Origin of the sequence: Pandoraea fibrosis, assembly GCF_000807775.2 — a bacterium.
Taxonomy (GTDB): domain Bacteria; phylum Pseudomonadota; class Gammaproteobacteria; order Burkholderiales; family Burkholderiaceae; genus Pandoraea; species Pandoraea fibrosis.
In genome coordinates this window covers 481,705-504,654 of record NZ_CP047385.1, presented here as the reverse complement: position 1 = coordinate 504,654, position 22,950 = coordinate 481,705, and the positions used below count along the sequence as shown (strand labels likewise).

Sequence of the window (22,950 nt, the reverse complement as noted above, 5' to 3'; positions counted from 1 at the left end):
TCACCAATGAAAAACCGCCCGGGATCTGCCTGAAGATGCCGGGCGGTCGCGACACACCGAATATCAGCGTGCCTTACATGGGAGTTTAGGATCGGCGGGCCGTGTCACCAATGGGGTCGCGACCAATACGCTATTGCCGAATTGGCAACAATCTACCGTCCGGCCCGGCCGCTCAGCCAGACAGGACGGGGCTTAGCGCTGATTGCCGACGCTGCGGGCGGGGCCGCGATGGCTCGGATCGAACATCGCGAGCAGATAGATCAGTACGAGGTATGGCCATGTCCATGCCAGCCAGCGGGCCAACACGTTGAAGTGGACATAGCGGCCTTGCCGCCACGATTGAAGCGCCGCCTCGTAGTAGGGATTGGCGGGCAATAGATTCACGAAGACGAGCAGCACCACGAGCGCGGCCAGTGCAACGGCGCCGCGTAGCGCGCGTGGCCCGCGGCCGGCGACGAGCAGGACGAGCGCACCGACCGTGACCCCGTAGATGGCCCCCGCGGTCACCCAATCGAACGCCTGCGCGGGAGAGAACTGCCACGCCGATGCGACAGCCTTGATCGCGAACGCGCTGACGAACATCGCACACAGCAACGGCACGCGCGGCGCCGAGCGACGCATCGCGAGCGTGGCGAGCAACCCCGCGAGAATGGTGCCGCTCGCGCTCACCACCGTCTCCCACAAGGCGTGACTGGCGACGGCGTCGAGTTCGGAAAGGTAGTCCTGCAACTGTCCGAGTCGCGGCACCCAGTCGAGGACCAGATCGGTGACGTCCGGGTCCTGCCAGAGCCAGATTTGCCGGACGAGATCACCATCTCCGAAGAGGAATTGCTGCGGATACGCCTGCGCCCATGGCCATAGCGCCAGCAACACGAGCAACAAACTGGCCTGCCGCTCGAACCACGCGAAGCGCAAATGCCGCAGCCATCCGCGATCCAGCAAGGGGCTTGTGAGAGGCACGGCAATCGCGCCACCGATGAGCGCGCCAAGGGCGTTCGTCGCGAGATCGACATTCGACGCCACACGCGTCGGCAGATACGTCTGCAACGCCTCCATGCCGCCAGAGAGCATGGCGCCGAGCAGAAATGCGGTGAGAACAGCGCGGGTGCCTCGCCAGGCAGGGTGCAGCGCCAGTACCGTGAGCATGCCGAGCGGGAGGTAACCCAGCACGTTGGTGACGACGTCGAACAGCGTCATCCATCGAGGTAACGGCGCGAACAGATAGTCGAACGGCCCGACGGCCGCGCGCTGAAACTCAAACGGGTACAGGCTTGCGTAGGCAATCAGCAGAATCAGGCAGATCAGCCCCTGACGCGTGAGCGGAGAGGCGCGTCGCTGCCAGGGTTTGACATCCGGCTCAGGCATCGGCGGCGGGCTCTATCTCGCTGGCGCAGCGGCACCCGATGCCGACGACGCTGCGGGCAAAGCCCGGGACTGGCCGGGTGCGCGAGTCGTTGCCGACGGCGCGGGCACACGCCCGGCGAGCCATTGGATCAGTTGCGTCTGTACGGCATCGCTGGCCACGGCGAGCGCGCGCGTGCCACCTGCGGCGTCTGCGCTTGCGGCGGGGGCCTGTGCCCGCAACGTGGTCTGTGCGAGCAGTTTCGGGCCATCGAACAGGGTGGCGCGCACCTGCACGACACCGTGGCTCGACGTGGTGCTGTCGAAGTATTGCGCGAACTCCTCGAGTTCTACGCGCACGGCCGGTGCCGCCGTCGGATCGCCCGCCGCGAGTACCGGGCGGTCGATCGACAAGGCAGCGCGCAGGCGATCTCCGAAGAGCCGCGCGGGCGACGCCAGCCATCGACTGTTCGCGTACACGCGCGCCTGATCGCCTTCGCTTGCGGGCAGACGGTAATAGATCACGTCGGCGTCGAGCCAGCTCGGCGCATTGACCACGACCTTCAGCGGTGACAGACGCGGTGCGCCTGCGGCGGTGACGTCCGACGCCGGTGAGGCGGCGTTGGTCGCGTTGGCAGCGTTGCCGGCGGTCAGGGCAGCAGGCCCTGTCGGCGGACCAAGATCGAAGCGCGTCAGCGAGCCCGACGGCGTCGAGGTAGCGCATCCGGCGATCAGGGCAGCCGTCCCGGCACCAAGTAACCAGGTGGCCAGCGTGCGCCCCCTGCGGGCGCTACGTCCGCGCGGTGACAGGGCGGCAGTTGCCTCGTTCGTCCGGATCGCGCCGGTTGGCTCAGTCATCTCGATATCCCCTTGCATGACGGTGTCGCGCATCATTGACCTGCCCGGCCGGGCCAGGAGAAGCCGGATTCCCCCGGACCGGGTGGCGGCGGCGATGTGCCAAACAGCAGCGCGCGCGGATTGCGATTGATGGTCTCGGCCGCCTGCCCGACGGCCTGCGTCGTCGAACGCAGATCGTCCGACAGCGTATTCAGACGCGGCAGCGCCTCTTGTTGCAGCGATCCCTCGAACGTCTGCATCGTTCCCTGGAAGGCCGCGAGACTCGACGTCGCCTGATCGGCAGCCCGTCCCACGCTGTCCAGATTGCGAATCAGCGGCCCTTGCGGATCGGCCAGTGCGTTCGTCAGACGATGCGTACCGGCGAGCGTGCCGTTGAGTTCGCGAACGGTGTCGGGCAGTTGCTTCGTGACGGGCTCGAGTTGCTGTGCCACGCGATTCACGCTTTGCGCTGCCATCTTCACGCTGTTGATCGAATCCATCATCGCTTGCCGGTTGTCCGGCGCAAGCAGCTTGTTGACCGAGGAAGCGGCCTCTTCCAATTGATGCACCAGATTGTTGCCGCGCCGCTGAAGTTCGTCGACAAAGCTCGGGCGTAGCCGCAGTTGGGCAACGTGCGCCGCGGACGACGGCAACAACGTGCGGTCGTGCCCATCGTCGTCCAGTTGCACGAAGGCCAACCCCGTCACCCCCTGATAGCTCAGCGTGGCGAACGTCGACTTGGTCATCGGCGTGCCTTCGTTCACGAGAATACGAATCAGAATCTGGCCGGGCGTGTGCGGATCGAACTTGATCGAGTCCACCTTGCCGACCCCCAATCCGCGATAACGCACGGCGGATTCGGGATTCAGGCCGGTCACGTTGGTACGAGAGACCAGCTCATAGGGAATGCGAACGCGATTGTCGCGATTGAACCAGTACACCGCAGCGGCCACGGCAGCGAGCAACGCCAGCGTGAAGAGGCCCGCCATGAAAGCGTGCGATTTATTTTCCATCGTCGAGTAACTCCGAAATCTTGGCGCGCCGCGCTGCGGGCAAGGCCAGCAACGCGCGTCTGCCGCGCTCACCGAGGAAGAAGCTGTGGATGAACGGGTGATCGACGCACACCACGTCTTCCACCGGCGCGTTGACGAGCACCTTGCGCTCGGCCAGCACGGCTACGCGCGTGGCGAGCATCATCACCGTATCCAGATCGTGGGTGACCATGACAACGGTCAGACCGAGCGAGCGGTGCAGGCCGCGAATCATGTCTACGAATTCGTCCGAGGCCTGCGGATCGAGACCGGCCGTCGGTTCGTCCAGAAAGAGGAGTTCCGGCTCCAGTGCAATGGCGCGCGCAATCCCCACGCGCTTGATCATCCCGCCGGACAACTCCGACGGCATGCGGTTGGCCATGCGCCCCGACAACCCGACCATCTCCAGTTTGTACATGACGACATCGCGCACCAGATCTTCCGAGAGCGTGTGCAACTCGCGCAACGGTTGCGCAATGTTGTCGAACACGGTCATGGCCGAGAACAGCGCGCCCCGCTGAAACAACATGCCCGAGCGGCGACGCAGCAGGTGTGCGGTACGCCGGTCGATCATCGTGATGTCGTGACCAAAGACGCTGATGTGGCCGCTGGTGGGGGACTCCAGTCCGATGATCTGTCGGATCAGTGTCGTCTTGCCCGAACCGGACCCACCGACGAGCGCGATGATCTCGCTTTGACGAACGGTGAGATCCAGATGCTCATGAATCGTGTGCGTGCCGTACCGCTTGGTGAGATCGCGCACTTCGATCACGGGTTCGGCTTCCCCCGGCAACGTCGACGATACCGGAGGACAACCCGCCGCCGTGACAGGCCGCACGTCGCCGGCAAACACAGGCGCTGCCGGCGTTGCTGCGGTCGCCGGTTGAGTCGACGAATGGGGGACAGTGGTTTCGCGCATCAGCCGATCCCCACACTGCGGAACAGAATCGCAAAGACCGCGTCGGCGAGGATCACCACCGTGATCGATGTCACCACCGATTGCGTCGTGCCTTCGCCAAGACTCTGCGTATTGGGTTTGACGCGCATGCCGAAGTGGCAGGCCACCAGCGCAATCAACATACCGAAGACAACGCCTTTACCCAGGCCGATCCAGAGATTGGCAATGTTCACCGCGTTGGGCAGCGTGGTGAAGAAGTAATGCAGCCCGATGCCCAGTTCGTACTTCGCAGCAAGCGCGCCACCGAGCAAGGCAACGATATTCGTCCACATGACCAGCAGCGGCATGGCGATGGCCAGCGCAATTACCTTGGGCAGCACCAGCCGCAGCCCGTGGGGAATGTCCATCACCCGCATCGCGTCCAGCTCTTCGGTCACGCGCATGACACCCAGTTGGGCGGTAATCGCCGACCCGGAGCGTCCCGCCACGAGAATCGCAGACAGCACCGGCCCAAGTTCCCGGATCACCGAGAGACCGAGGATATTTACGATGAATGTGCTCGCCCCGTACAGTTTCAACTGCTGAGCGGACAGATAAGACAGCACGATGCCGATCAGGAACGCGACCATCGCCGTAATGCCGAGCGCCTTGGTCCCTGCACTATAGATATTGGCGGACATCTCCAGCCAGGGCGCACGCACCGGATGGCGAATCACACGACCGAGGTCGATCACGAAGCGGCCGAACATCGTGATGCCGTCGCGCAGATGCTCCCCCAGCGTGAACAGCGAGTACCCGAGGCGGCTGACCGGATCGACGCGACGCGCAGGCACCGGACTTTGTCGCGTGCGGTCGAATTCGGCAAGGTGATCGAACAGCGCTCGCTGCGTCGGCGTCAGCGCGATCTGCTCGGGATACCGGCGTTGCCAGTAGCGCCACAGCGCTTGCGCGCCGACATGGTCGAGACGCTCCACACAGGTCAGATCCCATGCCAGCTTCCCCTGAGGCAAAGCACGCACGAGACCCAGCAACGTCTTCTTGCGCTGCGAAAGCGCCAGCGCCGTCCATAGGCCGCGCAGCATGACCACCGGGCCTTGTGGCGAGGTGGTCAGCTCCAGAGTGGGCACGGCGTCGAGGTTCAAAACAGGCGATCTCCTGGCAAAAAAAGCCGCCGGAATCCGGCAAAACGAGGTCATTGTACGGTACAGGGGCGACCGATCGATGGCAACCCGCCAAGGGCTGAAAACGTGCCGGAATCGGCCGACTTACGCCTCGGATCATGCCGAAATACGAGGATCGACGCAGCGCAGACCGGCGCGGCGCCTGCCTCGCCGCTACAATAGCAGCCATGAAAAACGCCGCATCCTCCTCATCCAATCCGCCCCTTACCGCCACGACTGCGGACTCGCCTGAACGGCCGTCCGGCACGGGTGGCGAGCCAGCGCGCGACATGGTGTCGCGCTCGCTCGACGGTGAACGGATTCGACGGCGTCTGGCGACCGCTTGCCGTGGCTGGCAGATTGAAGTCGTCGACGCGACCGGCTCCACGAATCTCGACCTGCTCGCTCGACTTCGTGAAAACGCGTCGTGTGCGCCCACGGTGCGAGCGGCGATGCAACAGACCGCCGGACGCGGGCAGCGCGGCCGGGCCTGGCAAAGCGTGCCCGGGGACAGTCTCACGTTTTCGCTGGCCTATGTGATGCCGGGGGGGCCGGCCGAGTTGGCAGGACTGTCGCTTGCCACCGGTGTCGCGGTCGTAGAAGGGTTGTCCGATCTGCCACTGTCGGCGCCGCATGCCCTCGGCCTCAAGTGGCCCAACGACGTGCTGCTGCGTGGCGGCAAGCTCGCAGGCATTCTGATCGAGACCGTTCCGGCAGGCGTGGGACGCATCGGTGTCGTGATCGGCATCGGGGTCAATCTCCGGCACGCCGGGGATGTCGCCAAGCGTATCGACAACGCCACCGGCGCGCCCCTCAGCACGGGTGCCGCAACGGTTGTCATCCCCGCCACGCCACCCGCCGCACTCGAATCGGTGCTCCCGGCGCCTGACATGTCCTCGGTCCTCATCGCCCTGGTGCAGCGCCTTGCGGCCATGCTGGACCGTTTTGCCGAACACCGATTCAGCGCATTTCGCGATGACTGGGAGGCGATGCACGCTTACGGCGGGGCATCGATTCGCGTCATCGAACATGGTCGCGATCTCTTGCATGGCGTGGCGCTCGGTGTCGACTCGCAAGGCTGCCTGCGCGTGGCGACCGACGAAGGCGAGCGCGTCATCGCGAGCGGAGAAGTCTCGGTGCGATTGCTCGACACGTCCGGCGCCCCGGGCACACAAGGAGTTCGCTGATGCCTACGCCACGGCACACGGCAACCACGAACGACAACCGCGCCAACCATGGTGCCGCGAGCACGAGCGGTGCCGACGGCACGCCGTGGCTGCTCGTCGACGCCGGAAACAGCCGGATCAAGTGGGCACTCGCGCCCGCCATGCGGCCGGCAGATTGGCGCGCCGCATCGCCGTCGTTTCTGGCCAGCGGCGCGGTGGATCATGCCGAGTGGCGCACCCTCGCGACCCAAATCCGCGCGGGCTGGGCGGCGATGACCTCCGGGAGCGGCCACGACGCGCACTTCGCGCCGAACACAGCGCCGCTCGCCATTGGTCAGGGCGGACAGGATGAAGGCTTCATTTGCCCGGCGCCCGCCGGCGTCTGGCTCGCGAACGTCGCGGGCGACGCCGCCGAGCAAGCGGTTCGCATGACGCTGCAAACGCTGTGGGGCATGGCATCGTCCGATTGGCTGCAAGTCCTGCGCGCCAGCGAGTCTCGCGCGGGCGTGCGCAATGGGTATCACACGCCCACGCAACTCGGCAGCGACCGATGGGCAAGTCTGATTGGTGCCCACGCCGCGTGGCCCGGCGAGCATCTGCTGATCGTGACGCTGGGCACTGCCACGACCGTCGAAGCGCTGCGTGCCGACGGCAACTATCTCGGCGGGTTGATCGCGCCGGGCCCGGCGTTGATGCTTCAGTCCCTTGCGCAAGGCACAGCCCAGTTGCCGACGCTCGACGCCGCCACGCCGTCCGGCGGGCAGGACTTTGCACGCAGCACGGCCGACGCCATTCTGCGCGGCTGCGCCGCCGCGCAAGCCGGTCTCGTCGAACGAAGCCACGCACAACTTCAGGCGCAATTGGGAGCGCCCGTGCGGTGTGTGCTTTCGGGCGGCGCCCGTCAGGCGCTGGCGCAAACCCTCACGCTCCCCTTTACCGAACACGATCAATTGGTGCCCGCCGGTTTGTACGAGGTCGCGTTGCGTGCGGCCGACGCCGGTGCGGCAACGGCAGGGAGTGACGCTGCCAGGACGGATTCATCGGCATCCGCCCCGCGCGATGCCGGACATGCCCGGGGAGGTGCCTGAGATGTTGCGTGCGCTGTTGCTTGTCATGTTTCTCGCGGCCAATGTGGCGCTCGCTGCGGTGCAGTTCGGCTGGCTGAAGTGGCGTGACGTGTTGCCCGCCACCGGCCGTGAACCCGCGCGCGTCGAAAAGCAACTCGATCCCGGAAATATCCGTCTGACCGGTGTTGAAGTCAGCGCACAGGCGTCGGCGGCAATGATCGCCGACAGCGCCGACACCGCGAATCGCGACGGGCGCCGCGACACCACCCCGGAACCGGCATTGGCACCGACACCGACGTCGTCCGTATCGGCATCGACCGCAGCCGCCGCGAGTCAGGCAGTTGCCGCGACCGCACCGAGCGCCGTCTCGGGCGACACGGCGGCATCGCAAGCCGCGGCGGCCATTGCCGCGTCTGTCTGCCTCGACATCGGTCCCTTCGCGTCCAATGACGCACAACAAGCCCGCGGTCTGTTGCTCGCGGCGCTGCCCTCGGGACAGGGCGATATTCAATCGCTAACGCTCGACAAACGCTACTGGGTGCATCTCAACCCTGTGCCGAATAAGACCGCGGCAGACAAGCAAGTGGCGCAACTGCGTTCGGCCGGTATCACCGAGTACTTTCTGCTCAACGACGACAGCTCGAATCTGGTTGTCTCGCTCGGCCTCTTCAACGACCGGGAACGTGCGGTGCGCCTGATGGCAGCAGCACAGAAGAAAGGCATCACGCCGCAATTGAGTGAGCGGCCGAATGCGAAGAGCCGGATCGTCTACCGGATCGCCGGGATCAATGCGAACGCCGCAACGCAGGTGCGCAGCGTAGTGACCCAGCAATGGTCCGCGCAGTTGGTACGAGCCTGCCCGTCACCGGCAGGGAGTCCCCCCGAAGGGACACACTGACCCAACCAGGCGACGTGGAGCCAGCCACGGCCCCGGCATCACAAGCGAAGAAGGGCGGCCCGTCCGGGACCGCCCCTCTTCGCTTCGTTGCTTCTTCGGCGCCAGACTTATCCGACGCGCTTGAGTTCGACCACTGAGCGCACAACCCCGGTATGAGTGCCGCGCGCGTTCTTGACGACCGGCGACACCCACGGTGCCAACCCGGTCGACTCGGGCGACTCCACCAGGCCGAGTGCCTTGAGAACGGCAACGGCGGCCGTATAAAGTGCTCGCATATTGCCGTCGACCACCTTGATCGCAATACCGAGTCCGGCGGAGCGTACACCGATCGTCTGGACACCGTCCGCACCAATCTTCGCCACCCAGTCACCGGGGGCCATGCGCATGAACGCCAGATCGTTACGCGCGGTACCCGACACCATCTCCGGCTGCTGCGTCATCGCCGCGAACAAGGTCGACAGCGCGGCATCGTCGCTCGCAGCCAACCGCGCGTAAGCGGCAGCCAGTTTGTCGAGCGGTAACGCATAGTTCGGTGCTGAGCAGCCGTCGATGCCGAGCGGCAATGTGTCGCCATGCACGCCCACCACGTCGCCCACGCGAGCGCGAATCGCCTGCTGCAGCGGGTGTGCCGGATCCAGATAGGTCTCGAGCGGCAACCCATGCTGCACGCAATACGCGAGGAACCCTGCATGCTTGCCCGAGCAGTTATGGTGCAGCGGCGTCGGTTTCAGATCGACCGGCGGACGCTTGCCCGTCGCTGAGTAGAACGTCGGCGTGTGGCAGCCGCACTGCAAATGATGCTCGTCGCACCCGGCTTTGCTCAGCAGGCGCTTCACACCGTCAACGTGAAAGGTCTCGCCCGAGTGGCTCGCGCATAGCAGCGCGAGCTCCGATGGCGTGAGCCCGAAGTGGGCAACACCATCGCCTTCGACAAACGGCAAGGCCTGAAACGGCTTGAGCGTGGAGCGTGAAAACGTGAGGAACGACGGGTCGCCTGCCGCATACCGCAAACGCCCTTGCGCGTCGACCACAGCGACCGATCCGTAATGCACGCACTCGACCGTGTCGACGCCATTGGCGCCACGCGTGACTTCAACAAGCGGTGCAAGACTCATGACTGGGCCCGCACCTTCTTGAGCAGCGATGTGGTCGAGCGTTGATGCTCGAACGGAATGGCCACGGCCGTGCCACCCCATCCGCGAACGAGCGCGGACTCCGGCAACTTGTCCATCTCGTAGTCGCCGCCTTTGACGAGGATGTCGGGACGCACCGCAGCAATCAACGACTCCGGCGTGGTCTCGCCGAACGTCACGACATAGTCCACGCTTTGCAGCGCCGCGAGCAATGCCGCACGGTCGTTTTCGTTGTTGATCGGACGGTCGTCGCCCTTGCCTAGCGTGCGCACCGACGCGTCAGTATTCACACCGACGATCAGGCACGCGCCCAGCGCCCGCGCCTGCGCGAGATAGGTCACATGGCCGCGATGCAGGATGTCGAATACGCCGTTGGTAAACACGAGCGGGCGCGGCAACGTCGGCGCCAGCGCCGCGAGCGCTTCGCGCGAGAGAATCTTGGCCTCGAAATCGGCCGGAGACGTGGCTTGAGAAGATGGCATGGCAATGAGTCGGAGTAGACGCGCTATTGTCCCACGCCCCGCATAAGACAACAAAAAAGGGGCCGAAGCCCCTTTTCTGCGAATGCGCCGACGCTACCTGCGTATTACGCCGACGCGGCCACGGCCGATGCCGGTGCGGTCACCGCAGCCAGACGGGTCGTGATTTCCTTGCGGTAGCGATTCAGGTCCTGCGCCGTCGCGAACGTGCGCTCGAACAGCAGCGACATGTTGTGCAGAATGCGCTCGACCACCTTCTTCTCCCAACTGTCGTCGAACTTGATCTGTTCGTCGAGCCAGTGTTCGAGCCATTCCGGCTCCGGCAGACGCGACTGCACCGTGTCATTCGGGAACAAGTCCTTGTTCACATGCAGGTTGGTCGGGTGCAGCGGCTTTTCCGTGCGACGTGCCGAGGCCATCAGCACACCGATCTTTGCGAACGCGGCACGCGCGTTATCGCCAAAGCTCGTCAGCGCCTTCTTCATGTAGCGCAGGTAAGCGCCGCCATGACGGGCTTCGTCACGCGAAATGATTTCGTAGATGGCCTTGATGACCGGCTCGGTGTGCCATTCGGCAGCACGGCGATACCAGTGGTTCAGGCGGATTTCACCGCAGAAGTGCAGCATGAGCGTTTCGAGCGGCGGGGCCGGATCGAACGGGAAACGCACGGCATGCAGTTCAGCCTCGGTCGGCACGAGCTCCGGGCGGAAGCGGCGCAGGTATTCCATGAGCACCAGCGAGTGCTTCTGCTCTTCGAAGAACCAAACGCTCATGAACGCAGAGAAATCGCTGTCGTCACGGTTGTCGCGCAAGAACATCTCGGTGGCCGGCAGCGCCGCCCATTCCGTAATGGCGTTCATCTTGATGGTGCGCGCCTGATCGTCGGTGAGTTGGCTGGCGTCGAACTTATCCCAGGGGATGTCCTTCTCCATGTTCCAACGCACTGCCTCCAGCGACTTGTACAGCTCGGGATACAGCATTTCGTTCATTTCAATTACCCCCAAGGTCGCGAGACCTTACACCAGGACTCAAGATAGTATTGTGAAAGTTTACGCCGAATTTCGACAGACAAAACGGTGAGCGTGTCGCGGGCGGCCCCCGCCGTCCGGCTTCACGTCTTGAACCCTGCCGTCGCAGAAGGACGGCGATTTAACGCCTGTTATCTGGCCGCACGTTGGCGATATGGCTTAGAGCGACCCTACTAAAATATGGGCAAACTCTTGAATCATAACATAAAAGCCTTTCAGAACCCCCTTCGCTGACAGCCACATGACGGTAATGCGTCGTAATGTTGACGCCCATCAAAATGTCACGCAAAGCGCCTAAGCTCAAGGGGCGACAGGCATCCCGGCAACACAGACGAACCGGCCTCTGCACACTCCCCGTGCCCTCCCGCAGCCACGTCCCTGAGGGAAGCACCACGGCGGGGCGTCAGGGTATGTCCTTGTGCCACGGGCCTGCGCGAGCGGCGTCTGATGGTCTACGCTGAAAGCAATCGTTCCGCCTATGCGGGCTGAGTCCGGAAGTCACGACTGCCGACGCGATGTCTTGCCGTTTGCAGCGCCTCATTTCGAGGATAGTTCTCAGTCGCAATTACGCAACAAGTTGTACCGGCCGGTGCGTCGGAGAACGACCTGCGCACCGCCAACGGGCCTTCCTACTCGACTGGATTCCTTGACCGATAAGGAGCCGAGCATGGCAACTCGTCCCGCATTTGCCGTATGGCTGCGCACCGCCTGTTTTCTGGCCGCAGTGGCGACAGCCCCCGGTGCCATGGCGTTCGACGCCGGGCAATTGGCCTCGGCCGAGATTCCGGCCGCCCATCTGGTCGGCCATGGCTCGTTCACGCGCATGGGCTTCCATCTGTACGACGCAGAACTCTTTTCCGGCCCCGATCGCCTCAGCGCCAATTGGGGTACGCACCCATTGGTACTAGACCTGCGTTACGCGCGGAGTTTCAAGTCCCACACGCTGGTGCAGCGAAGTCTGATCGAAATGACCCGGCTGCAAGTGGCAACCGACGCAGAACGTCAGCGCTGGGCCGATGAGCTTGCGCGCATCTTGCCTGACGTCTCCGCCGGGCAGCATTTGACGGGGGTATTCCGGCCCGGTGACGGCACGCGCTTCTTCTCGGACGGCAAACTTATCGGACAAATTGCGGGCGACGCCTTCGGCCGCGCTTTCTTTGCCATCTGGCTCGATCCCCGCACGAGTGCCCCCGACCTGCGCGCCGAGCTGATCAGCGACGCGCACTGAGCGCCGTGCAGCGAATACCGACGGGTGTCTCATCGACGCCACGCGCGCCGCGCCATCGCCATGCAGGTGTAACTTAAGACAATGCCTTCCCCGAGGAGCAGAGGGGCATCGCCCGAACCGGCCACGGGTTTGTCCATTGAATCGCGCTGTGACAGCGCCCACGCGAGCGTGCCTATGGATATCGATCATGCTGCAGCGCTTACGCGCCTGACGCGCTACTTCGAGACCCTCACCCGCCTGAGCGTCGGGAATCTGGGCGAGTTCTACACGCCCAACGTCTATCTCAAGACACCGCTGCACGAGGTCCGCAGCGCAGCCGAAGTCGCCACGCTGCTCACCCACCTGTTCGAGCGCGTCGACGTGCCGCGCTTCGAAATCACCGCCACGCTGCTGCAACACAATCAGGCGATGCTCGTCTGGAATCTGCATTTCCATACCAAGCGATGGCTCGACGACGAGCAGATCATCCATGGCGCCTCTCACCTGCGCCTGGCCGTCGACGGGCGAGTCACCTATCAGCGCGACTATTGGGACGCCACGGAAGACGTCTACGCCAAACTGCCTCTCGTCGGTCGCCTATTACGCTGGATGCAACAACGTCTGTTCCGCTGACACGCCTGCACCGGCCCGATCCCCAAAGGGCAGTTTTCTTCAATACGCAGCGCACGTCCGCGCGTACATTCGGAACCTCGATTGACATGCGTCTCCCGCAGTGAGGTTTCCGATGACACTTTTCTACTCGATGGCCGCGTTCGCGCTGGCGGCATCGATCACCCCCGGTCCGGTCAACGTCGTGGCGCTGGGATCGGGCGCGCGCTACGGGCTCATGCCGAGCCTGCGTCACGTGACAGGTGCGACCGTAGGTTTCGTAGCGCTGCTCATCGCAGTCGGCTTCGGGGTCTACGAATTGTTGCAACGCATGCCGATACTGATGCACGCGATTCAGTGGTTCGGCGTGGCGTTCCTGCTGTACATGGCGTACAAGCTGGCGATCGATAACGGGGAACTGGGCGACGCCGACGCCAATGCGCGGGGCGGCCCGACGATGTCGCATGGCGCCGTCATGCAGTGGCTCAACCCGAAGGCATGGCTTGCGGCGCTGGCCGGCATGGGGGCCTACACGGCGGGCGAGCCCATGCGCATCTGGCAATTCGCCGCGATCTACTTCGTGATCTGCTGGCTATCGGTGGGATGCTGGGCGGCTGCGGGCGCCATGCTGCGTCATCACATGCGCGACGCACGCCGCGTGCGGCGTCTGAATCGCGTCATGGCAGCGCTACTGGCCGGCAGTGCGGTCTATCTGGTGGCGGCGACGTAGCGATCGACAAGCACGCGATGACGGCTCGATTGCCGCGCGATGCGACACGATGGCGCGCCGGCAGGACGCCGGCGGCATCGGCCGTCACCGTATCAGGCCGCGCGCGATTCCCGGTAGTGACCGGGCGTAGCCGCAAGCAGTTGCTTGAAAGTGCGCTGGAAATGCGCCTGATCGGCGAAGCCGGCATCGAGCGCAACTTCTGCGATGGCGTGCCCGCGACGCAATCGCCCACGGGCGTACTGAATTCGCTGATTCATCAGAAAGGCGTGCGGCGTCAGGCCGTATTGCGCGCGAAATGCGCGCGTGAGATACGACGCCGACAATCCCGCCGCCGCACAAATCTGCGTCAGCGACAGTGCCTCGCGGCAATGTGCGCGGATGAACTCGGCGGCGTCGCGCAGTTTGTGCGAGTCGTCGCGCATCGCGCGCGGCGCGGGATTCAGGCGCTCGTGCACGTCGATGAAAAACTGCTGCACGACGCTCTCTCGCTCGAGCCGGTCGCGAGCAGCATCGGTGCAAACGTCATAGAGTCGGTTCAGTCCCTCGTACAACACCGGATCGGTCGACGACATCGTGTCGAACAGATGCAGATCGTGTCCGCGCCCGAAGCCCAACTCGCGTTGCAGATTCCCTAGCCATACCGTGTCGACGAACAACATGCGATAGGCCCACGCTTCGTCGCCGATGGGATTGCAGGCATGCACAGCATCGGGATTCATCACGACGACACTGCCGCGACCGACCGTCTCGCGTGCCTGGCCGTTCAGATAGGTGCTGCGCCCGCCGGTTACGGCACCGATGGAGAACGTCTCGTGACTGTGCAGCGCATAGCACACGCGACGGCCATCGAGCACTTCGCGGGCTTCGAGAAACGGCAACGCCGGATCGCGCCAGAACGTCGAGGGGTAAGGACAGGAGACTGAGGATTTCGACATAAGCGTGTGATTTCGTGGCGACGGCCGGGTCACGTCGTCAATTCAGGCCGCAGGCTTGCCGGTGTCGGCAACGGCGTCGGACGGTTCTGCGGAAAGCGGCGAATTCGCGGACTGTTCGACGCTGCCCACCGCGCCGGCTTCGACATCGTCGAACGGACTGGTGCCGTCGGCCTCGGCGACGAGCCACGCGGCAATCGCGTCGCGTTGTGCGTAGGCGTCGGCCTCTCCGAGTGCAATGAGCTCCTGCGTGTACGACGATTCGAACAGCAGATAGCTGGCGAACGCTGCCCCGCGCGCTTCGTCCGCCCCAATCGCGCCGAGCATGGTGCGTACCGCACGCGGCAACTGTTGCAGGTGGCGCGCCGCAATCGGTTCGATGCGTTGGCTCGGCGAGATCACCAGCGTCTCGATGGGCCGCCAGCCGCTCGACTCGCGATGGGCTTCGGGCACATGCCGCAGCACGTTATTGATGTGCTGAAGTCGTTCCAGATCCGCCGACAAGCCGTCGATGAAAACGCTCGCGAGGGCTTGTCCGCCGATTTGCGCAAGGCTCGGATAGCCACCGATGCGCTCGCCGCTGCTGTCGAGTCCGTACTGTCCGTGCGCGGCACCGATGATGAGGATGCGGGTCGCACCCAGATGAATCGGCGGACTCAGCGGTGCGATCTGACGCATCGATCCATCCCCGAAATATTCGGGCTGGCCGTCGAGATCGAGTTCGATGGCCGGGAACAGAAACGGAATTGCGCTCGACGCCAGCAGGTGCTCGACGGTCAACGGCACGGCACGCGCCAGACGCAGCGAACGCTTCCACGCCTGAATCGGCGACGCGCTTTGATAGAAGGTAACGTGTTTGCCCGACGAGTACGACAGCGCGGTGACCGACAGCGCTTCGAGCGCTCCCGAGGCGAAGACTTCCGGCAGCCGGTCGAGGCGTATCGCGCTGCGCAACATGTCGGCGAGCGGCGACCAGTCGAACAGCGAGCGCGGCGAGCGGCGTAGCGCCCAACCGAGCGAGAGCGCGGCAAGCCAGCGCGCGCCGGTGCCCGCCATGCCCAGCGAATCGGCACGGAACACCTGACCGGCGTGGAACTGACGCCACACCGCATCGAGCTTGATGACACCATGCTGGAAATCGTCCGCATGCGAGGCGAGCGCCGCCGCGTTGATCGCGCCAGCCGATGTGCCGCAGACAATCGGAAACGGGATGGTGCGCCGCGATGGCAGGACTTCGCGCTGGATCGCAGCAATCGCCGCGAGCACGCCCACCTGATATGCAGCGCGTGCACCGCCGCCCATCAGGACGAGACCGGTACGTTCACCTGAAATCATGGGGGCCTCCTCCTGACTTTGTTGTCGTTGCGCTTGTTATGTGCCATCCGGGGCGAGGTCGTTCCCTCTTACCACTTCCAGGCGGATGGCTTTCCCGGCGCCTTCCCGGTCGCAGGCGCGGGCTTCTCTTCCCCCTTTGCGCCTTTGGCGGCCGTCTTCGTCGAGGTCTTCGCCGACGTTTTCGCCGCAGCCGACTTCGCCGGTGTCTTCTTGCTGGCCGGTGCGCGCTTGGCGGCGGTCTTGCCCGCTGCCTTGGTCGCGCCAGTGGCACGTTGCGCCGCAGCGCCTGCCTTGCCCGGTGTTTTGTCAGAAGACTTCGCAGACTTCGATCCTGCCGGTTTGGCCTGCGGGGCATGTGTCGCCTTGGCGGCTGCCTCAGACATTTGCGCCGTAGCGGCTTCCGTCATTTGTGCCGCCGACATGCCGGCGGCCTGCGCGGCGGCCGCGATTTGATCGAACTGCGCGCGCATCGCGTTGAACCACAGCGAAGGGTCCAGCGCTCCATACGCGTTGCTCGCCTGAGCGAACGGCGACTGCGCATCCCCTCCCTCCGGTGGGGCCTCGTCGGCTGCCGGCGCAGCTTCCGGTTCGGGTTCTGGTTCGGGCTCCGGGGCACGCGCCTGCGATTCGACGTCCTGCGCGGGTTCCGTTGATGCATACGGGGATCGCCAGAAGTTGGCGGCGGCCTGCCCAAATGGCGCTGTGAACGCGGCGCCGCTGTCCGGCGTACTCGTCGCGCCTGCCTCGGCGCCGCTCGCGGCACCGAAACCGCCGGAGCCGAACGCCCGCAGCGTCGCATACGTCGCACGTTGCACTTCGAACGCCTGGATGGTCGAGCGCAGCACGTTCAGATTGAGCGTGAGCCATTGCTCCACCGCACGCATCTCGGCGATGCGGTTCTCGATTTCATCGGGATCGAGCAACGGCGCGGCACTCTGCATCAACTGCGTGAGCGGCGAGGTGAATGTCGCAGGAGGGCTGAACGCCTCCCACATCTTCTTGAGAATGTCGAAGCCGTTGGGCATGGCACTCGTCGAATCGCTCATTACAGTCTCCAGTCTCGGTCGGGGACGGATGGCCTGTGGGCCGGTCCCGGCAGGCCACGCGCATGGCGTATGGATATCGATCATACGCCGAGCCTGCGCCAGTGGTGTGTCAGAACGGCGCTTCGCCGCCGTAGTCCGGGGCACGACGCTCGCGCAGCGACGCGATACCTTCGCGCACGTCCGGCCCCGCAAATCCCATGAATTCGAGGGCAAGCGACGCGTCGAACGACGGCCCTGCACTGCGCAGCCAGTTGTTGAGTGCGTATTTGGTCCAGCGAATGGCCGTCGTGGAGCCGCGCGCGAGCTTGTCCGCCACTTCAAAGGCTTTGGGCAGCAGGTCGGCTTCGTCGACGGTGAGCGAGACGAGTCCGATGCGCTCGGCCTCCTCGCCGGACACCGGCTCGCACAGCAGCAGGTAGTACTTCGCCTTCGCCATGCCGCACAGCAGCGGCCACACAATGGCCGCGTGATCGCCTGCGGCCACCCCCAGGCGGGTATGACCGTCGATGATGCGAGCGTTCTTCGCCGCAATGGAGATGTCGGCGAGCAACCCCGCGACCAGCCCGGCACCGACGGCCGGACCATGCATGGCCGAGACGATCGGCTTGCTGCAATTGATCACGTTGTAGACAAGGTCGCGCGCTTCGCGCCAGACGCGTGCGCGCACGGCGAAATCGTCGGCCATGTCTTCCACGAGCGACAGATCGCCGCCGCCGGAAAAGCCTTTGCCTTCTCCGCGAATGACGACCGCGCGAGTCTCGGTGTCGCGGTCGATGTCGCGCCACACGTCGGCCAGTTCGCGGTGCATCTGATGATCGGCCGTCGACAAGCCGCTCTTGTTCGCGCCGGCCCCCATGATGAGTTCGAGCACACCGTTGGGATGCCGCTTGAACTGAAGCGACTGGTAGTGTTGATACGGGTCTTGCGACATGGCTTACCGCTCCAAAAAAATATCCCCGCACAGGCGGGGATTGGGAAACAGCGGCACCGGCCGAAGCCAGCGCCGCCGACGGTCAACTGGGCGATGTGAGCGACGTCGGGCGCTTCACATCCATCATTTAGGGTTCGGCAGTGTTCGCCGCGTTCATGCCGCGATCACGGCGCGAGCAGCCACTTGCCGTTCTCGATCTTGACCATCACGCGCGCACGCTGGTCGAGGCCAAGGTGATCGGTCGGGCTCATGTTGATCACGCCGTTCGACACATGCACTTCCTTGCTGGTCTCGAGCGCATCGCGCAGCGCCTTGCGGAATTCGGGCGTCCCCGGCTTGGCCGTCTTCAACGCAATCGGAATGGCGCGCTGGAGCAGAATGCCTGCGTCCCAAGCATAGGAACCGAAGGCCGCCACCGTGCCTGCACCGTATTTGGCTTCGTATTTCTTGATGTAGTCGAGCGCAACGGTCTTGGCCGGATGATCGTTGGGCAGTTGCGACGCCACGAGCACCGGGCTCGCCGGCAGGTAGGTGTTGTTGCAGTCCTTGCCGCACACCCGCAGGAAGTCGTTATTACCCACGCCGTGGTTGTGATACACAAGGCCCTTGAAACCACGCTCGGCCAACGCCTTCGGCGGCAGCGCAGCAGGCGTGCCAGCCGCCCCCACAACGACAGCGTCCGGATTGGTCGCCATGATCTTCAGGATCTGCCCGGTAACGCTCGGGTCGGTGCGCGCGAAACGCTCGTTCGCCACCATCTTGATCTTGTGCAGACCAGCGAACTTGGCAACTTCTTCGTAGAAGGCCTCTCCCAACGCATCGCCCTGACCGATGAACGCCATCGTCTTCACGCCATGACGACTCGCATGCTCGGCAATGGCCGACGCCATCTGCGCATCGGTCTGCGGGGTCTTGAACATCCAGTAACGCTTGGCATCGACCGGCTCGATGATGCGCGCCGACGACGCCAGCGATATGGTCGGCGTGGTGCCGCTGGCAATCACGTCGAGCATCGCCAGCGTGTTCGGCGTGATCGACGAACCGATGACCGCGTCAACGTGATTCTCGGAGATCAGCTTTTTGGTGTTCTGAACAGCGGTCGTGGTGTCCGACGCGTCGTCGAGCACGATGTAATCCACCTTCTGACCACCAATTTCGGTCGGCAACATGGTGATCGTGTTGCGCGCAGGAATGCCGAGCGAGGCCGCCGGGCCCGTCAGCGAAATGCTCACGCCAATCTTGACCTGAGCAACTGCGCCACCAGCCATTGCCAGCAACATCGCACCCAGCAGGGCAGTGCGCACGGGGTTTCGCATGGAAAATCTCCTGGTCTGGCCTGCGCTCGTTTTTTTAACGCCGACACCCCGGAAAGGGCACCTCGCGCCGCGCCGGCGAAGTTAGGGCCCGCTCGCTCACCCAATAGGGGCGAACCGGCTCAAGGAGACAAAGAATAGCGGAGCCGGAATTCTCAGCCATATCCGGGTTCACCCTATGGAGGTATCTACTATGCCGTTTTTCGGGCCGCTTTTTTAACACCTCCCCACAGACGGACCGGGGCCCCTTTCCGCCTCTCAGACATAAACCCAACTCGCTGCAGAAAGGCGCCCCGGTCCGTCTCTTCTCACGCCCGTAGCACCTCCTGGGGACACCCTCTGCTCTGCGCGCGACTGCGTCTTGTTCGACTTATTCGTCTTTCGGTGCTACCGCCTGATCGATCGCGCCGAAAATCGATTTGCCCTGCGCATCGAACATTTCAATTCGCACTCGATCGCCGTAACGCATGAATGCCGTCTCCGGAGCACCCTTTTCTATGGTCTCCAACATGCGCTTCTCCGCGATGCACGCACTCCCACGGCTGCGATCCTTGTTCGAAATCGTGCCCGATCCTACGATCGTGCCCGCCCGCACATTGCGCGTCTTGCACACATGCGCAACCAACTGGCCAAAGTCGAACACCATGTCTTCGCCACACTCGGGAGCGCCGAACTTTTTGTCGTTCCACTTCACCGTAAGCGGTCGGTGCACTCGGCCTCCCTGCCACGCATCACCCAATTCGTCCGGTGTGATCGCCACCGGCGAGAAACTGCTCGCCGGCTTGCTCTGGAAGAAACCGAAACCCTTGGCGAGTTCCGCCGGAATCAGGTTGCGCAGACTCACGTCGTTGACCAACATCAGCAGTCGAACGCCCTCAAGGGCGCGCGCAGGACTCGCGCCCATCGGCACGTCGGACGTCACCACCGCAACCTCGGCTTCGAAGTCGATGCCGAAATCCTCGGAGGCGCACACGATGTCGTCCGTCGGCCCGATGAAGTCGTCGCTTCCCCCCTGATACATCAGCGGATCGGTCCAGAATTCGGGCGGCATCTCCGCACCGCGTGCCTTGCGCACCAGCTCGACATGGTTGACGTAGGCCGAACCGTCAGCCCACTGGTACGCACGTGGCAACGGCGCCATGCACTCCGCCGGGTCGAACGCGAACGTGTTACGCGCACGGTGGTGGTTCAGTTCCGTGTATAGCGTCTGGAGTTGGGGAGCGTAGAAGGTCCAGTCGTCAAGCACGCGCTGGAGCGTGGGGGCGATGGCATCGGCAATGCAGGCGATGGACAGGTCGCGCGACACGACGATCAACTGGCCGTCGCGGGTGCCGTCCTTGCGGGTAGCGAGTTTCATGTGTTGGAGTCTGCGAGCCGTCTCAGGCCCGATAGAATGGCGCTTGAAGCCGAAGATTCTACCCGAGGGCTTCGGCCCGGCAACGCCGGGACGACGAAGACGGAGACACACCACTGTGCCTGAGCAAGACAACAAGATCGAGAACGACGACAACACGGCCACCCCCGAGGAGGAGAAAACCCGCTCGGGTATCCAGTCCATCGAGGTGGGCTTCCGACTCATCGAGGTACTGACACAAGCCTCGAACGCGATGATGCTGCGCGACCTCGCACACGCAGCCGGCATGAACCCCGCCAAAGCACACCGCTATCTCGTGAGCTTCCAGCGGCTCGGCCTCATCGTGCAAGACCCCATCAGCGGACGTTACGACCTCGGGCCGTTCACGCTGCGCATGGGTCTCGCGCATCTCGCCCGTATCGATGCGTTCAAGGCCGCCCGCTTTGCACTGTCCGAGTTGCGCGACGCCATCGACCAGACGGTAGGCCTCGCCGTCTGGGGCAATCAGGGGCCGACCGTGGTGCATTGGCTCGATTCGACCTTTCCGATGCGCGTGCCGCTACGTCTGGGCGACGTGATGCCAATGCTCGAATCGGCCGCCGGTCGCCTGTTCGCCGCGTATCTCCCCGAACGCCAGACGGCACCGCTCATCAACGCCGCCCTCACCGCCCTGCAACACGCGTCGCGCCATCATCTGCCCGCCACGCGCGCGCAGTACGACGCGGTGCTGGACGATGTGCGTGCACACCGGGCGGCACGCGTCGAGGGCACGGTGCTGCCGTCGGTCAACGCTTTCTGCATGCCGGTGTTCGATGCCACAGGGCAACTGGTGATGGGTCTGATGGCATTGGGCCCGGAAAGCCGGTTCGACGCGAGTTGGGGGGGCCCGATCGATACCGCCCTGCGCACGCTCGCCCAGCAACTCTCGGCCGACCTCGGCCACTCGCACGCACCGGGGGCCAAGCCTTGAGTGGCAGCGCTGGCAGGCGTCGACGACAGCGGATATGCGACGGCCCCGCCACGTCTTGAACGGCCCCGCGCGCGATCTGTCGAACCGACATTCGCCGCAATGTGCGATCCTGACGCCCTGACGTTCCGGCCTATCGATTCTCGTGTTTTCGCGCGCCCCTCGCCCACCTCGTACCGCTCGCCAAACAGCGCCTAACGTGCCTCCGTCTCCCAACGACGCCACCGACACCGTCTCGACGCCCTCCGGCACCACGCCGCCGGGCTCGCGCGACCGCCGGGTCGTCTGGGTCAGCGTGCTCGCCGCGGTGTTTGTCGCGCATGTGCTTATCGCACTGTGGGTGGCCAGCCACCGCACGACGCTCGACGACGCGCCGATCCCCGAGATTCCGATCACGCTGATTCCCCTCAAGCCAGTCGCCCCCCCCCCGCCACCAGCACCGCCGCCCCCGAAGCCGAAGCCGGTGGTGAAGCCGAGTCCGCCCAAGTCCCCCGCGCTGGCACGGCCCGATACGCTGGCTGCACCGGCAACGGACGACTCGCCGGGACCGCAAGCCGCCTCGGAGACGGTCGCCGGTGACGGCAATACGTCCGACGGCCCGGCCAGCGGCGCGCAAGCGGCCGCACCGGCAAGCCCGCCGCTGACGGCAGCCGCAGCCAATGGCGACAAGTTCGACCCGCCGCCATCGGTCACGCTGACCTACGACGCCTTGATGAACGGGGTTCGCAACCAGACCGGCGAAATGCGTTGGGTAAACGAGAACGGGCATTACCGCCTGCGCGTCGCGGTGCCGATCATCTTCCTGGGCACGTTCGAGTTCATCAGCGAGGGCGCTTTTGACGTCAACGGCATTGCGCCATCCCGCTATGTGGAAAAACGCGGCCGGCGCGCCGAGTACACCACCGACTTCCATCGCGACGGCACCCCCACGCTCACCTTCACGCGCTCCGGTCAGTCCCTGCCCCTGGCGCCGGGGGCGCAAGACCGGTTCAGCGTGATGATGCAACTGGCGAGCTACGCGAGAGGTAACCCCGAACGCTATACCCAGGTCGGGGTGACGCACGAGTTCACGGTCGTCGACACGGACAGCAGCGAGGTCTGGCCGGTGCAGTACGTAGGTGTCGAAACCCTGCGCACACCGCACGGTTATGTCGAAACCCGTCATTTCACACGACTGCCGCGCAAGGCGGGGGACGAACGGCGTGTCGATATCTGGCTCGCGCCATCCCTCGATTGGCTACCGGTGCGGGTGAAACAGACCGAACCTTCGGGCAACGAGTTCGAGCTGATCTTCACGCAAAAATCGGCGCCCTGACCCCGACTCCTCCCCCCCGGCAGTAGAAAATCGATTCGTTAGAATTTCGAGCGATGCCGAATTCATGCGGGGCTTCGGGAAAGTGTTGCCCCACTACTACGATTCGCTCTGCACAAGTCGGGGGTTCCTGACATAATCGGAATCATCCCACTGCATCGACGCCACATCGTTAG

At 64.3% G+C, this 22,950-nt stretch carries 21 protein-coding genes and 1 pseudogene; 8 read left to right on the top strand and 14 right to left on the bottom strand.

Translation table 11 applies throughout. The annotated features are described in order from the left end of the window. Positions 1 to 192: 192 nt before the first annotated feature. Genes PI93_RS02180 through PI93_RS02160 form a run of 5 tightly spaced genes read right to left on the bottom strand, consistent with a single transcriptional unit; the run spans position 193 to position 5,249 of the window. On the bottom strand, positions 193 to 1,365 hold the full coding sequence (locus PI93_RS02180) for a VanZ family protein (protein ID WP_052240325.1): 1,173 nt from the start codon (positions 1,363 to 1,365) through the stop codon (positions 193 to 195). A 12-nt stretch (positions 1,366 to 1,377) separates the two neighbouring features. Continuing rightward, on the bottom strand, positions 1,378 to 2,199 hold the full coding sequence (locus tag PI93_RS02175) for an ABC-type transport auxiliary lipoprotein family protein (RefSeq protein WP_158453253.1): 822 nt from the start codon (positions 2,197 to 2,199) through the stop codon (positions 1,378 to 1,380). Positions 2,200 to 2,231: 32 nt separating this feature from the next. Next, positions 2,232 to 3,191, bottom strand: a complete 960-nt coding sequence (locus PI93_RS02170; RefSeq protein ID WP_039365387.1) for an MlaD family protein — start codon at positions 3,189 to 3,191, stop codon at positions 2,232 to 2,234. Continuing rightward, on the bottom strand, positions 3,181 to 4,128 hold the full coding sequence (locus tag PI93_RS02165; protein ID WP_236105708.1) for an ABC transporter ATP-binding protein: 948 nt from the start codon (positions 4,126 to 4,128) through the stop codon (positions 3,181 to 3,183). Before PI93_RS02165 ends, PI93_RS02170 begins: the two co-directional genes overlap by 11 nt. Next, complete coding sequence (locus PI93_RS02160) at positions 4,128 to 5,249, bottom strand: MlaE family ABC transporter permease (RefSeq protein WP_039365385.1); 1,122 nt, start codon at positions 5,247 to 5,249, stop codon at positions 4,128 to 4,130. The genes PI93_RS02165 and PI93_RS02160 overlap by 1 nt, the downstream gene beginning before the upstream one ends. A 206-nt stretch (positions 5,250 to 5,455) precedes the next feature. On the opposite strand from PI93_RS02160, the gene PI93_RS02155 reads away from it, so the two are divergent. The 3 genes and pseudogenes from PI93_RS02155 (at position 5,456) to PI93_RS02145 (ending at position 8,398) form a co-directional block, all read left to right on the top strand. Next, positions 5,456 to 6,454: a biotin--[acetyl-CoA-carboxylase] ligase gene (locus PI93_RS02155; protein ID WP_158453254.1), complete on the top strand. Its 999-nt coding sequence runs from the start codon at positions 5,456 to 5,458 to the stop codon at positions 6,452 to 6,454. Between the two features lie 140 nt (positions 6,455 to 6,594). Continuing rightward, positions 6,595 to 7,437, top strand: a pseudogene (locus tag PI93_RS02150) (type III pantothenate kinase); the annotation flags it as partial. A gap of 85 nt (positions 7,438 to 7,522) precedes the next feature. Next, positions 7,523 to 8,398 (top strand): SPOR domain-containing protein, encoded by an 876-nt coding sequence (locus tag PI93_RS02145; protein WP_039365383.1) that lies wholly within the window; start codon positions 7,523 to 7,525, stop codon positions 8,396 to 8,398. A 107-nt stretch (positions 8,399 to 8,505) separates the two neighbouring features. Here the strand turns inward: PI93_RS02145 and PI93_RS02140 are convergent, their stop codons facing one another. From PI93_RS02140 to PI93_RS02130, 3 genes are all read right to left on the bottom strand, one after another. After that, positions 8,506 to 9,513: an asparaginase gene (locus PI93_RS02140; RefSeq protein WP_039365381.1), complete on the bottom strand. Its 1,008-nt coding sequence runs from the start codon at positions 9,511 to 9,513 to the stop codon at positions 8,506 to 8,508. Next, entirely contained in the window at positions 9,510 to 10,013 is a 504-nt protein-coding gene (rfaE2, locus tag PI93_RS02135) for a D-glycero-beta-D-manno-heptose 1-phosphate adenylyltransferase (protein WP_039365379.1), read from the bottom strand. Before rfaE2 ends, PI93_RS02140 begins: the two co-directional genes overlap by 4 nt. Positions 10,014 to 10,117: 104 nt before the next feature. Beyond that, entirely contained in the window at positions 10,118 to 10,990 is an 873-nt protein-coding gene (locus PI93_RS02130) for a ferritin family protein (RefSeq protein ID WP_191623339.1), read from the bottom strand. Between the two features lie 715 nt (positions 10,991 to 11,705). Here PI93_RS02130 and PI93_RS02125 point away from each other — a divergent pair. The 3 genes from PI93_RS02125 (at position 11,706) to PI93_RS02115 (ending at position 13,584) form a co-directional block, all read left to right on the top strand. Beyond that, a complete protein-coding gene (locus tag PI93_RS02125; RefSeq protein ID WP_052240321.1) occupies positions 11,706 to 12,266 on the top strand; it encodes a chalcone isomerase family protein in 561 nt (186 codons plus the stop codon). A 174-nt stretch (positions 12,267 to 12,440) separates the two neighbouring features. Further along, the gene (locus PI93_RS02120; RefSeq protein WP_039365375.1) at positions 12,441 to 12,878 is read left to right on the top strand and encodes a nuclear transport factor 2 family protein; all 438 of its coding nucleotides are present in this window, start codon (positions 12,441 to 12,443) and stop codon (positions 12,876 to 12,878) included. A gap of 112 nt (positions 12,879 to 12,990) precedes the next feature. Continuing rightward, positions 12,991 to 13,584, top strand: coding sequence for a LysE family translocator (locus PI93_RS02115; protein ID WP_039365373.1), 594 nt, complete (start codon positions 12,991 to 12,993; stop codon positions 13,582 to 13,584). 92 nt (positions 13,585 to 13,676) lie between these two features. On the opposite strand, the gene PI93_RS02110 is transcribed toward PI93_RS02115, so the two are convergent. From PI93_RS02110 to PI93_RS02085, 6 genes are all read right to left on the bottom strand, one after another. Next, a complete protein-coding gene (locus PI93_RS02110) occupies positions 13,677 to 14,519 on the bottom strand; it encodes an AraC family transcriptional regulator (protein WP_039365372.1) in 843 nt (280 codons plus the stop codon). 42 nt (positions 14,520 to 14,561) lie between these two features. Continuing rightward, positions 14,562 to 15,851, bottom strand: coding sequence for a patatin-like phospholipase family protein (locus PI93_RS02105; protein WP_039365370.1), 1,290 nt, complete (start codon positions 15,849 to 15,851; stop codon positions 14,562 to 14,564). A 68-nt stretch (positions 15,852 to 15,919) separates the two neighbouring features. Further along, a complete protein-coding gene (locus PI93_RS02100) occupies positions 15,920 to 16,897 on the bottom strand; it encodes a PhaM family polyhydroxyalkanoate granule multifunctional regulatory protein (protein ID WP_039365368.1) in 978 nt (325 codons plus the stop codon). A 109-nt stretch (positions 16,898 to 17,006) separates the two neighbouring features. Then, positions 17,007 to 17,828: an enoyl-CoA hydratase/isomerase family protein gene (locus PI93_RS02095; protein ID WP_039365367.1), complete on the bottom strand. Its 822-nt coding sequence runs from the start codon at positions 17,826 to 17,828 to the stop codon at positions 17,007 to 17,009. 164 nt (positions 17,829 to 17,992) lie between these two features. Continuing rightward, complete coding sequence (locus PI93_RS02090) at positions 17,993 to 19,144, bottom strand: ABC transporter substrate-binding protein (RefSeq protein ID WP_039365365.1); 1,152 nt, start codon at positions 19,142 to 19,144, stop codon at positions 17,993 to 17,995. Between the two features lie 367 nt (positions 19,145 to 19,511). Next, a complete protein-coding gene (locus tag PI93_RS02085; RefSeq protein WP_039365363.1) occupies positions 19,512 to 20,498 on the bottom strand; it encodes a fumarylacetoacetate hydrolase family protein in 987 nt (328 codons plus the stop codon). Positions 20,499 to 20,613: 115 nt separating this feature from the next. Here PI93_RS02085 and PI93_RS02080 point away from each other — a divergent pair, with 115 nt between their 5' ends. Together PI93_RS02080 and PI93_RS02075 are read left to right on the top strand one after the other, a co-directional pair. Then, positions 20,614 to 21,465 (top strand): IclR family transcriptional regulator, encoded by an 852-nt coding sequence (locus PI93_RS02080; protein ID WP_039365361.1) that lies wholly within the window; start codon positions 20,614 to 20,616, stop codon positions 21,463 to 21,465. 196 nt (positions 21,466 to 21,661) lie between these two features. After that, positions 21,662 to 22,777 (top strand): DUF3108 domain-containing protein, encoded by a 1,116-nt coding sequence (locus tag PI93_RS02075; protein ID WP_052240320.1) that lies wholly within the window; start codon positions 21,662 to 21,664, stop codon positions 22,775 to 22,777. Positions 22,778 to 22,950: the final 173 nt, after the last annotated feature.

Bases quoted from the DNA above. Each gene is read 5' to 3' on its own strand.
- PI93_RS02145 (WP_039365383.1), top strand. From the start codon at position 7,523: ATGTTGCGTGCGCTGTTGCTTGTCATGTTTCTCGCGGCCAATGTGGCG.
- PI93_RS02125 (WP_052240321.1), top strand. From the start codon at position 11,706: ATGGCAACTCGTCCCGCATTTGCCGTATGGCTGCGCACCGCCTGTTTT.
- PI93_RS02170 (WP_039365387.1), bottom strand. From the start codon at position 3,191: ATGGAAAATAAATCGCACGCTTTCATGGCGGGCCTCTTCACGCTGGCG.
- PI93_RS02175 (WP_158453253.1), bottom strand. From the start codon at position 2,199: ATGACTGAGCCAACCGGCGCGATCCGGACGAACGAGGCAACTGCCGCC.
- PI93_RS02120 (WP_039365375.1), top strand. From the start codon at position 12,441: ATGGATATCGATCATGCTGCAGCGCTTACGCGCCTGACGCGCTACTTC.
- PI93_RS02115 (WP_039365373.1), top strand. From the start codon at position 12,991: ATGACACTTTTCTACTCGATGGCCGCGTTCGCGCTGGCGGCATCGATC.
- PI93_RS02110 (WP_039365372.1), bottom strand. From the start codon at position 14,519: ATGTCGAAATCCTCAGTCTCCTGTCCTTACCCCTCGACGTTCTGGCGC.
- PI93_RS02140 (WP_039365381.1), bottom strand. From the start codon at position 9,513: ATGAGTCTTGCACCGCTTGTTGAAGTCACGCGTGGCGCCAATGGCGTC.
- PI93_RS02165 (WP_236105708.1), bottom strand. From the start codon at position 4,128: ATGCGCGAAACCACTGTCCCCCATTCGTCGACTCAACCGGCGACCGCA.
- PI93_RS02155 (WP_158453254.1), top strand. From the start codon at position 5,456: ATGAAAAACGCCGCATCCTCCTCATCCAATCCGCCCCTTACCGCCACG.
- rfaE2 (WP_039365379.1), bottom strand. From the start codon at position 10,013: ATGCCATCTTCTCAAGCCACGTCTCCGGCCGATTTCGAGGCCAAGATT.
- PI93_RS02090 (WP_039365365.1), bottom strand. From the start codon at position 19,144: ATGCGAAACCCCGTGCGCACTGCCCTGCTGGGTGCGATGTTGCTGGCA.
- PI93_RS02085 (WP_039365363.1), bottom strand. From the start codon at position 20,498: ATGAAACTCGCTACCCGCAAGGACGGCACCCGCGACGGCCAGTTGATC.
- PI93_RS02180 (WP_052240325.1), bottom strand. From the start codon at position 1,365: ATGCCTGAGCCGGATGTCAAACCCTGGCAGCGACGCGCCTCTCCGCTC.
- PI93_RS02105 (WP_039365370.1), bottom strand. From the start codon at position 15,851: ATGATTTCAGGTGAACGTACCGGTCTCGTCCTGATGGGCGGCGGTGCA.
- PI93_RS02100 (WP_039365368.1), bottom strand. From the start codon at position 16,897: ATGAGCGATTCGACGAGTGCCATGCCCAACGGCTTCGACATTCTCAAG.
- PI93_RS02130 (WP_191623339.1), bottom strand. From the start codon at position 10,990: ATGCTGTATCCCGAGCTGTACAAGTCGCTGGAGGCAGTGCGTTGGAAC.
- PI93_RS02095 (WP_039365367.1), bottom strand. From the start codon at position 17,828: ATGTCGCAAGACCCGTATCAACACTACCAGTCGCTTCAGTTCAAGCGG.